General features: G+C 62.4%; 9 protein-coding genes. 8 read left to right on the top strand and 1 reads right to left on the bottom strand.

The genetic code is table 11. The features are described 5' to 3' along the window. Positions 1-126: 126 nt before the first annotated feature. Entirely contained in the window at positions 127-1,794 is a 1,668-nt protein-coding gene (locus tag HF916_RS29265) for a Na/Pi cotransporter family protein (RefSeq protein WP_168792399.1), read from the top strand. Positions 1,795-1,818: 24 nt separating this feature from the next. On the opposite strand, the gene HF916_RS29270 is transcribed toward HF916_RS29265, so the two are convergent. After that, on the bottom strand, positions 1,819-2,589 hold the full coding sequence (locus HF916_RS29270; RefSeq protein ID WP_168792400.1) for a DeoR/GlpR family DNA-binding transcription regulator: 771 nt from the start codon (positions 2,587-2,589) through the stop codon (positions 1,819-1,821). A gap of 567 nt (positions 2,590-3,156) precedes the next feature. Between HF916_RS29270 and ugpQ the strand changes: the two genes are divergently transcribed. The 7 genes from ugpQ (at position 3,157) to HF916_RS29305 (ending at position 11,907) form a co-directional block, all read left to right on the top strand. After that, the gene (gene ugpQ / locus HF916_RS29275; protein ID WP_168792401.1) at positions 3,157-3,942 is read left to right on the top strand and encodes a glycerophosphodiester phosphodiesterase; all 786 of its coding nucleotides are present in this window, start codon (positions 3,157-3,159) and stop codon (positions 3,940-3,942) included. Positions 3,943-4,047: 105 nt separating this feature from the next. Continuing rightward, positions 4,048-5,160 carry an ABC transporter substrate-binding protein gene (locus tag HF916_RS29280; RefSeq protein ID WP_168792402.1) on the top strand — a complete coding sequence of 371 codons (1,113 nt, stop codon included), beginning with the start codon at positions 4,048-4,050 and terminating at the stop codon, positions 5,158-5,160. Positions 5,161-5,309: 149 nt separating this feature from the next. After that, positions 5,310-6,248 carry an ABC transporter permease gene (locus HF916_RS29285; RefSeq protein ID WP_168792403.1) on the top strand — a complete coding sequence of 313 codons (939 nt, stop codon included), beginning with the start codon at positions 5,310-5,312 and terminating at the stop codon, positions 6,246-6,248. After that, positions 6,245-7,036: an ABC transporter permease gene (locus HF916_RS29290; RefSeq protein WP_168792404.1), complete on the top strand. Its 792-nt coding sequence runs from the start codon at positions 6,245-6,247 to the stop codon at positions 7,034-7,036. Before HF916_RS29285 ends, HF916_RS29290 begins: the two co-directional genes overlap by 4 nt. A gap of 59 nt (positions 7,037-7,095) precedes the next feature. Next, the gene (locus HF916_RS29295) at positions 7,096-8,166 is read left to right on the top strand and encodes an ABC transporter ATP-binding protein (protein ID WP_168792405.1); all 1,071 of its coding nucleotides are present in this window, start codon (positions 7,096-7,098) and stop codon (positions 8,164-8,166) included. A 403-nt stretch (positions 8,167-8,569) separates the two neighbouring features. Further along, positions 8,570-9,850 (top strand): dicarboxylate/amino acid:cation symporter, encoded by a 1,281-nt coding sequence (locus tag HF916_RS29300; protein ID WP_168792406.1) that lies wholly within the window; start codon positions 8,570-8,572, stop codon positions 9,848-9,850. A gap of 56 nt (positions 9,851-9,906) precedes the next feature. Continuing rightward, positions 9,907-11,907, top strand: a complete 2,001-nt coding sequence (locus HF916_RS29305) for a sensor histidine kinase (RefSeq protein WP_168792407.1) — start codon at positions 9,907-9,909, stop codon at positions 11,905-11,907. The last annotated feature ends 14 nt before the right edge of the window (positions 11,908-11,921 follow it).

Below are 11,921 nucleotides of genomic sequence, written 5' to 3' on the forward strand. Positions count from 1 at the left end.
CTATATTTAAAAGCACAAAATTACAATAAGGCAAAAATGTGCAACACTACTGGCATACGCCCCGGGTGCCGGTTCGCGCGGCATGCGGTTCGGGTCATGGCAGCAGGAACGGATGCGTAGTGCTTTATGTTGATTCTCCTAAACCTTCTGGCCGGTGTGGCGCTCCTCGTGTGGGGTTCGCACATTGTGCGCACCGGCATCCTGCGAGTCCTCGGCGCCGATCTGCGCAGTGTGCTGGGGCGCAGCACCAGTAGCCGCTGGCGGGCTTTCCTCTCGGGTGTCGGCGTTACGAGTCTCGTGCAGAGCAGTAATGCCACTGCGGTGATCGTCACGTCGTTCGCGGCGCAGGGACTGTTGCCGCTCACCAGCGGCCTCGCGATCATGCTCGGCGCCGACGTCGGCACCGCGTTGATGGCGCGGATCCTCACACTCGATCTGTCCTGGTTGTCGCCGATCCTGATTCTGCTCGGCGTGCCGCTGTTCCTGTCGCGCAAGCAAACCCGTCTCGGCCAGGCCGGCCGCACGTTGATCGGCCTCGGTTTGATCCTGCTGGCGCTACGTTTGATCGTCGAAGCCGCGCAGCCCATGATGCAAGGCGCCGGCGTGCGCGTCATGTTCGGTGCGTTGACCGGCGACACCATGCTCGACGCACTGGTCGGCGCCGCGTTCGCCATGCTGTCCTATTCGAGCCTTGCCGCCGTGTTGCTGACCGCAACGCTCGCCTCGTCCGGCGTGATTTCGCTGAAGGTCGCGCTGTGCCTCGTGATCGGCGCGAATCTCGGCAGCGGCCTGCTCGCGCTCCTCGGCACCGTCGCGCAAAACGCGGCGGCGCGGCGTCTCGCGTTGGGCAGCTTTGCGTTCAAGCTGGCCGGCGCACTGCTGATCCTGCCGTTCACTTCGCTGCTCGCACGCGGTTTGCCGGTGCTGATCGCGAATCCGCGTGAAGCCACGGTCGGCTTCCACCTGATCTACAACACGCTGCGTTGCTGCGCGTGCCTGTCGCTGATCGACCCGGTGGCGCGTATCTGCGTGCGCGTGTTGCCCAACCGGCCGGTGCCGGGCGGTGAGCTGCGGCCGCTCCATCTGGATGCCACCGCGCTGTCCACGCCGACGCTCGCGCTCGCGCATGCCGCGCGCGAGGTGCTGCGGATCGGCGACATCGTGCGCACCATGCTCGACAATGTCGCGGATCTGATCCATCACAACAATCTCGACAAAGCGCGCGAAACGGTCCGCATGGACGACGATGTAGATGAGCTCTACGCCGCGGTCAAAACCTATCTGACGCTGATCTCGCGCGAGCAACTCGACGAAGCCGACAGCCGCCGCTGGACCGACATCATTTCATTGACGATCAACCTGGAGCATGCGGGCGACATCATCGAGCGGATCGTGCGGGACATCGAGGAAAAGAAGATCGCTCATCGCCTGTCGTTTTCGGAAGAAGGGCTGGGCGAACTGGACGACTTGCAGGCGCGGCTCGTCAGCAATCTGCAACTGGGCCTGTCGGTGTTTCTGAACAACGATCTGCGTTGCGCCGAGCGCCTGCTCGCGGAGAAGGAGCGCTTTCGCGATCTGGAGCGCGCGTATTCCTATCGGCATCTGGACCGGCTTACCGGACAGACCTTGCGAAGCATCGAGACGAGTGCGCTGCATCTCGATCTGATCAGCGACATGAAGCGACTCAATTCACTATTCTGCGCGACCGCCTATCCGGTACTCGACGCAGCCGGCGCGTTGCACGACACGCGCTTGCGCAAGCGTACGCTCGATACGATGCATGTGAAGGAATAAACCTCGAGTCGCTTGACCCAATCCCTAAGCGAGAACGATCTCCTCGAGTTTCTTTTTCAGCGATGCAAAATCGGCGGCTTCGGCCGCCTTTTTGTTGGTGACGAGCACGTCGATCCGATCGACCGGACAGTACGAGATACGGCTGCGCTGGCCGATCTTGCTGTAGTCGGCGAGGATCACCACGCGGTCCGCGTTGGCGACCATGGCGCGCGCGACTTCGGTTTCGGCGTGATCGTAGTTGGTCGCGCCATGCCGGTGGTCGATGCCGACCGGCGACAGCAGCGCGAGGTCCGCGCGATAGCGCTGGATGTCGAGCACGGTGGTGGCGCCGGTGGTCGCCATGGCGCGGTCGCTGATCGAGCCGCCGAGCAGGATGACTTCGTTGGCGGCTTCGGTCTGATCGACCGCGCCGCGCATCTTCAGTGCGACGTCGATCGAATTGGTGACGACGGTGAGGTTCGCGAGTTTCGCCAGTTCTTCGGCTAGTGCGGCGGTGGTGGTACCGGCGTCGATGAACAGCGTCTGGCCGCTCGCGATCAAACCCGTGGCCGCCTTCGCAATCGCCGTTTTGGATTTGACGCGCATGTGGGCGCGTTCGGCGATCGGCGCTTCGTCGGCGGGCTTGATCGCGCCGCCGTGCACGCGCCGCAGTTCACCGAGCGCTTCGAGGTCGAGCAGATCGCGCCGCACGGTTTCGCGCGATACCCCGAGGTCCGCCATGATCCGTTCCGTGGACACGCGTTGCAGCGTGGACAGCAACGCGCGAATTCTTTGATGACGGTCTTCCTGCCACATTCATTTTTCCCTGGATGCGTACGCGCGTTGATTCAGCTTGTATTTAACTGCGACATCGTGGTCACGAATGTGTGTCCGGACGATGTCAAGCCTACTACTTTAGTCGAATGGTGTTGTATTTTTTTGGCAGCTTGCAAGTTTGTGTATTTCAACTTAGCCTTCGCAGATCGAAGCGCGCAGTCTATTTCGAACATCAAATGTTCGAAAAGGAATTGAAATGTCCGGTTTCGAGCATTTCGCGGCGTTTTTTGGCAATATGACTGACCCGTGTCGTCGCCATAATGGATCTTGGGGTTTGCCGTCCGGACGATAGGTCGGTGATGTTTCGCGCTGCGGGATGACTGCACGCTTCGTCATCCTGACAATGACATTGCAACGCACGGCGCGGTGGAAGCATCGAGTGTATGCCCGGCTTTCGCAGCGCTTGCCTTGGCGCGATACTACGCACGGGCTCGCGCGTGAAGACAACATGGGGCCGCGCATGCCGCATGATGACCGAGGCGGCGGTGACGGCCGGGAACGTGTCGAGAGCATAGTCAACCCGCTCTATCTGAAAGGTAACGAGACGTGGGAAACGGGATTAATCGCACCTTATCCGCGGACTGGCCTTATCCGCGACTGGCGGCGCATCGCTGCGGCGGCACGCTGGCGCCGGAAAACACGCTAGCCGGATTCGACACCTGCGTGCGCTATGGCTACCGCATGGTCGAGTTCGACGCCAAGCTATCCGCCGACAACCAGCTCTTCCTGCTGCACGACGACACCCTCGAGCGCACCACCAACGGCCACGGCGCCGCCGCGGAACACACATGGCAGCAGCTGGCAACGCTCGACGCCGGCTCATGGTACGGACCGCAATTCGCCGGCACGCGTTTGCCGACGCTCGCCGAGGCGGCCGGGCGTTGCGCGCGCGACGGCATTGCCGCCAACATCGAAATCAAACCGTGTCCGGGCCGCGACGAGATCACTGGCACTTTGGTGGCAAGCGGCGCGCTGACGTTATGGGAAGGCCAGACGCCGCCATTGCTATCGTCGTTTTCGTTCGAGGCGCTCGCCGCGGCGCGCGACGCGGCGCCGTCGGTGCAACGCGGCATGCTGTTCGACGAAGTGCCTGACGACTGGCTGCGCATCGTGCGTGAACTGGACTGTGTGTCCTTTCACGCGAACCAACGCTATCTCACCGAGCGGCTGGTCGCGGAGATTCACTGCGCCGGCCTGCGCGTGCTCGCCTACACCGTCAACGATTTGGCGCGCGCACAACTGCTCGCGCAATGGGGCGTCGACATGATTTGTACAGATCGCATCGATACACTGCAACACGACATGTTCTCGGCACCGGCCAACCCGGCCTGAACATGGTGCGGGCGCGCAAGTGCAACCATGCACGCGCGCGCTCTCTGAAGCTCGAACTAGAAATTTTCCAAACGTAGCAATTTCGGCAGAGGATGGGGAAAGACTATGAACCGCACCGCGTTAGCTCGCATACTTTCGATGTCGGCCGTTGCGGGTGTCGCCGCCGCCGGCGTCAGCAGCGCTTCGGCCGCGCCGCTCGACGCACTGATCGCCGCCGCCAAGCAGGAAGGCCAACTCACCGTGATCGCGCTGCCGCACGACTGGTGCAACTACGGTGAACTGGTCGCCGGCTTTCAGAAGAAATACGGCATCAAGATCAACGAACTGAATCCGGACGCGGGTTCGGGCGACGAAGTCGAAGCCATCAAGGCGAACAAGGGCAACAAGGGCCCGCAGGCGCCCGACGTGATCGACGTGGGTCTGTCGTTCGGACCGTCCGCGAAGGCCGAAGGATTGCTGCAGCCGTACAAGGTCGCCTCGTGGAACTCGATTCCGAAGGAGTCGAAAGATGCTGACGGCTATTGGTATGGCGATTACTACGGCGTGCTCGCGTTCGAAGTCAACGCCGACATGATCGACAAGGCGCCGTCCGACTGGAGCGATCTGCTCAAGCCGGACTACAAGAACGCTGTCTCGCTGGCGGGCGACCCGCGCTCGGCCAACCAGGCGATCCAGGCCGTGTACGCCGCCGGTCTGTCGCAAAGCAAGGGCGACGCTAGCAAGGCCGGGCAGGCCGGCCTTACGTATTTCGCCAACCTGAACAAGAGCGGCAACTTCGTGCCGGTGATCGGCAAGGCCGCGTCGGTCGCGCAAGGCACCACGCCGATCGTCGTGCGTTGGGACTACAACGCACTGGCCGACCGCGACACGCTGAAGGGCAATCCGAAGGTGGAAGTGGTGATTCCGAAGACGGGCGTGGTCGCTGGCGTGTACGTTCAGGCGATCAGCGCCTACGCACCGCATCCGAATGCAGCCAAGCTGTGGATGGAATATCTGTACTCCGACGAAGGCCAGATCGGCTGGCTGAAGGGTTACTGCCACCCGATGCGCTACAACGAACTGGTGAGCGGCAAGAAAGTGCCGCAAGCGCTGCTCGACAAACTGCCGCCGCCGTCGGCCTACAAGAACGTGGTGTTCCCGACGCTCTCGCAACAGGACGCGTACAAGGACACCATCACGAAGCACTGGGACGAAGCGGTCGGCGCCAACGTCAAGTAAGAGCGTAGCTCGTAGGTCGCGGCGGCAGCGGAGCAAGTGCGCCGCGACACAAAACACCGTAGCGTGAAGTTTTGCCGCCCCGGCGCGCCGCCGCTCGTGATGAGCGCAGCGCGCCAGGTGCGTTTGCCAGATTGCCCCAAGGGTGAGCTATGAGCGCTTCATCGGATGCTGGATCGGTGCAGCCGGAATTGCTGGTTCCGCCTGTGCCTACCCCAACGCCTCGCGTCGACGGTCCGGGCCGCGCGTCGCAGTTACTCGCCTGGATCGGCGTGGTGCCGTTCTTCACGTTCGCGTTGCTGTTCCTGATTCTGCCGACCGGCTTCCTGATGGTCGGCGCATTCCAGGACTCGCAAGGTCACTTCACGCTCGCCAATTTCCGCGACCTGCTCCAGCCGACCGTAATGGACGCGTACTGGATCAGCTTCAAGGTGAGCGCCGCCTCCTCGCTCGGCGGCGCGGTGATTGGCTCACTGCTCGCATGGGCGGCGGTGCAGGGCAAACTGCCCGGCTGGATTCGTCCGACCTTGATGACGTTTTCGGGCGTCGCGTCCAACTTTGCCGGCGTGCCGCTTGCATTCGCTTTCATCTGCACGTTGGGGCGCGTCGGGCTCGTCACCGTGTTGCTGAAGAAATACCTCGGCTTTAATCTGTACTCGACCGGCTTTAGCGTCCTGAGCTTTTCCGGCCTGACGCTGACCTATCTGTATTTCCAGATTCCCTTGATGGTGCTGATCGTCACGCCCGCGCTCGACGGTCTGAAGCGCGAATGGCGCGAGGCCTGCGATTGTCTGGGCGGTACCGCGTATCAATACTGGCGCTACGTCGCGCTGCCGGTGTTGTGGCCGAGCGTGCTCGGCGCCGCGCTGCTCCTGTTCGCCAATTCGTTCGGCGCGGTTGCCACGGCCTACGCGCTGACCGGCAGTTCGCTGAACATCGTCACGATCCTGCTGTACGCGCAGATTCGCGGCGACGTGATGCACAACCAGAATCTCGGCTATGCACTCGCGCTCGGCATGGTGCTCGTCACCGGCCTCTCGAACGGCGGCTACATCTGGCTGCGTTCGCGCGCTGAAAGGGGACGTCGATGAAAACTCAATCGCGCGTGGGTGCGTGGACCGCGATGATCGTCGGTTCGCTGTACTTCCTCATTCCGTTGATCGCGACGTTCGAGTTCAGCCTGCGCATGAAGCGCGGCACCTATAGCTTCGAAGCGTACAGCGTCGTGCTCGGCGATCCGCGTTTTCAGGCCTCGTTCGGCTACTCGATTCTGATGGCGCTGCTGACGATCGTCATCGGCGTGTTGCTGGTGGTGCCGACCGCTTACTGGGTGCAATTGCGTTTGCCGAAGCTGCGGCCGGTGGTCGAATTCATCACGCTGTTGCCGCTGGTGGTGCCCGCCATCGTGATCGTGTTCGGTTATCTGCGCATCTATAACAGCAGTTCGATTCTGCCGCTCACCGGCAACGAGCGCGCCACCGACCTGCTGCTGGTGTTCGGCTACGTGACGCTCTCGCTGCCGTACATGTACCGCGCCGTCGATGCCGGCCTGCGTGCGGTCGATGTGCGCTCGCTTACCGAAGCCGCCGAATGTCTCGGCGCGAACTGGCCGACGATTCTCTTCAAGGTGATCTTCCCGAATATCCGCTCCGGCATTCTGTCCGGCGCGTTTCTCACCTTTGCGGTGGTGATCGGCGAGTTCACGCTGGCGAGTCTGCTCGACCGTCCGGCGTTCGGTCCGTATCTGCAATTGATCGGGGCGAACCGCGCGTACGAACCGTCGGCGCTCGCCATCATTGCGTTCGCGATTACGTGGGCGTCGATGGGTCTGATTCAGGTGTTCGGTTCGGCCCGCGCAATGAGCGGCCAGAAAGTGTGACCAGTGAGTGTGACCAACGAGTTTGATCCAACGAATTTGACGGACTGAGGCAGCGAATCATGGCATTCCTTGAGATCGAAAATCTGCACAAGTCCTTCGGGGCGAACATTGCGCTGCATCACTTCGACATGAAGATCGAACGCGGCGAGTTCATTACTTTCCTCGGGCCGTCCGGCTGCGGCAAGACGACCGTGCTACGCATGATCGCCGGCTTCGAAACGCCCACGCGCGGCATCATCCGGCTCGACAACAAGGACGTCACGCACCTTCGCACGCGGCAGCGCAAGGTCGGCATGGTGTTCCAGTCGTATGCGCTGTTTCCGAACATGACGGTGGCCGAGAACATCGGCTTCGGGCTGAAGATTACGCATCGGCCGCAGGCGGAGATCAACAGCCGCGTCGAAGAGATGTTGCAACTGATCAAGCTGCCGCATCTGGGCGGACGTTATCCGTGGCAATTGTCGGGTGGCCAGCAGCAGCGCGTGGCGCTTGCGCGGGCGCTCGCCGGCAAGCCGCAGGTGTTGCTGCTCGACGAACCGCTCTCGGCACTCGACGCCAAGATCCGTATCTCGTTGCGCCAGGACATTCGCGCGTTGCAGCGCGAACTCGGCATCACGTCGATTTTCGTCACGCACGATCAGGAAGAGGCGCTGTCGATTTCCGACCGCATCGTCGTGATGAACGAGGGCCGCGCCGAACAGATCGGCTCGCCCTTGGAGATCTACAACTTTCCGCGTACGCGGTTCGTCGCGTCGTTCGTCGGCACGCTGAATATTCTGGCCGGGCATGTGGTGGATCCGGCGACCGGCAGGATGGTGGTGGACGGCCAGGAGCTGACCACGACACAAGAATTGCCGTCGAACGATGCGGGCAAAAAGCGCCTGCTCGCGCTGCGGCCCGAAGCGATCGTGCTGGAGCCGGCCGCGCCTGGCCGCAACACGTTGAACGCCACCGTCGAAGAAGTGAATTTCCTCGGCGCGGTGGTGCGCATCAGAACCCGAGTGAAAGACGCCGTGATTTCGCTCGACGTGTTCAACGATCCGAATCGCGGTTTGCCCGAACGCGGGCAGCCGGTGTCGCTCGGTTTCTCGCACGAGAATCTGCTGGTACTGGAAGAGGGCGGCGTTTAGAGGCCGCAGGTTGGATGGCGCGCTTGCTGCCAGGCAAGGCACGCCGTAGAAAGCCCTACGGGTTATCCCGAGGCCGCCGTCCCAATGGATTCCGGATTCCCCGACAGCCTTTGTCCGGATTTCCAGAATCCCGGACGGCGCGTACACTGGATCGCCAGAAAACCTATAAAAATCAAGGCATCGATCCAGGCATCGAGCTGGCATCGACCTTGCAAAATAGAACCCGCGGCCGCAACGGTCCGACAACTACAGCAAGGAGACAACGATGTCCGATTTCCCTTCCCGGTATTTCTGAATTCGTCCCTTGTCGCGGCCTAATGCCGTGCACAGGCGTGACGACTATTCGTTCGCATGATGCGCAGCGTGGCAGGCCATTGAGCTCATCCACATCGCAGGAATTATCGTGAAGAAACCTATCCACAAAGTGCTGTACGTCCAGGTGATCGTGGCGATCCTTATAGGTATCGCACTCGGCCATTTCTATCCGGATTTCGCCGTCGACATGAAACCGCTCGGCGACGGCTTCATCAAGCTGATCAAGATGGTGATCGGGCCGATCATCTTCTGTACGGTGGTGACGGGCATTGCCGGCATGGAAGACATGAAGAAGGTCGGGCGCGTCGGCGGCAAAGCCCTGCTGTACTTCGAGGTCGTCTCGAGTTTCGCGCTGGTGCTCGGCCTGATCGCCACGCATGTGCTGAAGCCGGGCGTCGGCTTCAACATCGATCCGGCCACGCTCGACAGCAAGGCGGTCGCGTCGTATGCCGCCAAGGCGCACGGCCAAAGCTCGGTCGACTTCCTGATGCACATCATTCCGGACACGCTCACGTCGGCGTTCGCGCAGGGTGAAATCCTGCAGATCCTGCTGATCGCGCTGTTGTTCGGCGCGGTGCTCGCAACGGCCGGTGAGAAAGGCAAGGTCGTGACGAACTTCATCGACGGGCTCGCTCATGTGCTGTTCGGCGTGGTGCGGATCATCACAAAACTGGCGCCGATCGGCGCGTTCGGTGCGATGGCCTTCACGATCGGCAAGTACGGTATCGGCTCGCTGCTGCCGATGCTGAAACTGATCGGCACGTTCTATCTGACCTCGATCGTGTTCGTGGTGGTGGTGCTCGGCATCATCGCGCGTGCGGTGGGCTTCAACATCCTGCGCTTCGTTGCGTACATCAAGGAAGAGATGCTGATCGTGCTCGGCACGAGCTCGTCCGAAGCCGCGCTGCCGCAACTGATGCTGAAGCTCGAAAAGCTCGGTTGCTCGCGTTCGGTGGTGGGCCTCGTGGTGCCGACCGGTTATTCGTTCAACCTCGACGGCACCAACATCTACATGACGATGGCCGTGCTGTTCATCGCGCAGGCCACCAACACCGACCTCACGTGGACGCAACAGCTCACGCTGCTGGCAGTGACGATGCTGACCTCGAAGGGCGCGAGCGGCGTGACGGGCGCGGGCTTCATCACGCTGGCCGCGACGCTGGCCGTGGTGCCGACCATTCCGCTGTCGGGCATGGTGCTGATTCTCGGTATCGACCGCTTCATGAGCGAATGCCGCGCGCTGACGAACATCGTCGGCAACGGCGTGGCGACGGTGGTGGTGTCGGCATGGGAAAAGGAACTGGACCGCAACAAGCTGAACGCCGCGTTGCGTGGCGAGGTGGCGGTCAAAGAGCCGGCCGGCGCTTAAGCCGCGCAATCGGCAACGTCCTGTAACGTAACGCTCACGGCCGCGGACACCAGCGTATGAAACCGGTGGCCGCGCGCCCAACCCTCACGTCGTCGGCCGACGAAGCTGACGCCGACGACGCGTCGCCTTATGCCACAATAAACGATCCTCACCGATCGGATATTGCCAACGTGACGCGACGCCTGCTGATCCTCTTCGCGCTCGTCGCCGGGCTCGTGGTGGCGTGCGGACTCACCTACAGCATCGCGTGGCAAAGCGGCATCGACCATTTGCGGCGCAACGCCGCGGTGCGCGTCGATCGTACGACCAGCGCGCTGAAGAGCACGCTCGAACGCTACGAATCGCTGCCTTATCTGCTGGCGGAACATCCGATCGTGCAGGACGTGCTGGTCAATCCCACGCCGGCCAATGTCGAGCGCGCCAACCTTTATCTCGATGACCTGAACCGCCACGCGCGCGCCACGGTCACCTACATCATTCCGCTCGACGGCTTTTGCGTCGCCGCGAGCAACTGGCGCGGGCCGGGCAGCTTCATCGGCGGTGGATATCTATTCCGGCCGTATTTCGTCGATGCGGTCAAAGGCGGTGTAGGCCGCTTCTTCGGCATCGGCACGATCTCGCAGGCGCCGGGCTACTACATCTCGCAGCCGGTGCGGCGCGAGGGCAAGATCGTCGGCGTGGCGGTCGTCAAACTCGATCTCGAATGGTTCCAGGGCGTGGATGCGTCCGAGCCGCTCGTCGTCACGGACGACCACGGCGTGATTTTTCTGTCGTCGGTGCCGGCGTGGAAGTACCACACTATCCGGCCGCTGTCGGGGCCGGTCGCCGATTCGATCTATCAGGCGCGTCAATACGCGCAGCAGCCGATCGCGCCGCTGCCGGTATCGATCGAACGCATGCTCGAAGGCAACGCGCAGATCGTGCGCATCGGCGGCGGCCGCTATGCGCCGCGTTATCTGGCGTCGCGGCGCGGCATGGGCGAGCCGGACTGGCATCTGATCACCATGTCGCCCGTCGATCCGGTCGATGCCGATGCGCGCAAGGCGACCATCGTCACCGCCTTCGGCTACGTGTCGCTCGTGTTGCTCGCGTTCTACTGGAGAATGCGCCGGGCTCGCGTGCGTGAGGTGATGCGCAGTCGCGCGCTGCTGCAAAAGGCCTACGCCGAACTGAATCGGCGGGTCGCCGAGCGCACCGCGGATCTCTCGCAGGCGAACGAACAGTTGCAGAAGGAAGTGGCCGAACGCACGCGCGCCGAGCAGGAGTTGCGTGCCGCGCACGACGAACTGATCCAGGCGAGCAAGCTCGCCGCGCTCGGTCAGATGGCCGCCGGCATCACGCATGAATTGAATCAGCCGCTCGCCGCGTTGCGCGGTTTCTCGGACAACACGCGCGTGCTGCTCGAGCGCGGCGACCAGGCGTCGGCGTGCGAAAATCTCGAAGCAATCGCTGCGCTCACGGAGCGCATGGGCAAGATCACCAATCAGTTGAAACTATTCGTCGGACGCGCGCGGCCACGCAGTGCGCGGGCGCCGATCGTGCGAGCGTTGCGCAACGTCGTCGCGTTGCTGCAAAAGCGCTTGCAGGGCGTCGAGGTCGAATTTGCTTTGCTCGATGCGGAGAGCGGCACGCGTATGCCACTGAGTCTCGCCGACGACCATCCCGAACTGATCGCAAATTGTGACGATCTGCGGCTCGAACAAGTGTTGATCAACCTGCTCGGCAACGCGCTCGATGCGACCGCCGACGTCCACCCGCCACGCATTTCGATCGAGATCGAAGTCGCCGATGCGAATCTGTCGTTCGCGGTGAGCGATAACGGTCCCGGCATTGCCGACGATGTCCTGCCGCGTCTGTTCGAGCCGTTTTTCACCACCAAGGAAATGGGCCAGGGGCTGGGGCTGGGACTCGCGATATCGTCGTCGATCGCGCGCGATTGCGGCGGCTCGCTGGTGGCGCGCAACGCGCCGAACGGCGGTGCATTGTTCGTGTTGACGCTGCGCCGCGCGCGCGTGCAGACGAGCCACACAACGGACCCGCTAACCACGGGCTCCTGAATCACACGGAAAAC

Origin of the sequence: Paraburkholderia aromaticivorans (genome assembly GCF_012689525.1) — a bacterium.
In the GTDB taxonomy this organism is placed as follows: Bacteria; Pseudomonadota; Gammaproteobacteria; order Burkholderiales; family Burkholderiaceae; genus Paraburkholderia; species Paraburkholderia aromaticivorans_A.

Coding starts and splice junctions, on each gene's coding strand:
- HF916_RS29270 (WP_168792400.1), bottom strand. CDS start 2,589: ATGTGGCAGGAAGACCGTCATCAAAGAATTCGCGCGTTGCTGTCCACG.
- HF916_RS29285 (WP_168792403.1), top strand. CDS start 5,310: ATGAGCGCTTCATCGGATGCTGGATCGGTGCAGCCGGAATTGCTGGTT.
- HF916_RS29305 (WP_168792407.1), top strand. CDS start 9,907: ATGAAACCGGTGGCCGCGCGCCCAACCCTCACGTCGTCGGCCGACGAA.
- HF916_RS29265 (WP_168792399.1), top strand. CDS start 127: ATGTTGATTCTCCTAAACCTTCTGGCCGGTGTGGCGCTCCTCGTGTGG.
- HF916_RS29290 (WP_168792404.1), top strand. CDS start 6,245: ATGAAAACTCAATCGCGCGTGGGTGCGTGGACCGCGATGATCGTCGGT.
- HF916_RS29295 (WP_168792405.1), top strand. CDS start 7,096: ATGGCATTCCTTGAGATCGAAAATCTGCACAAGTCCTTCGGGGCGAAC.
- HF916_RS29280 (WP_168792402.1), top strand. CDS start 4,048: ATGAACCGCACCGCGTTAGCTCGCATACTTTCGATGTCGGCCGTTGCG.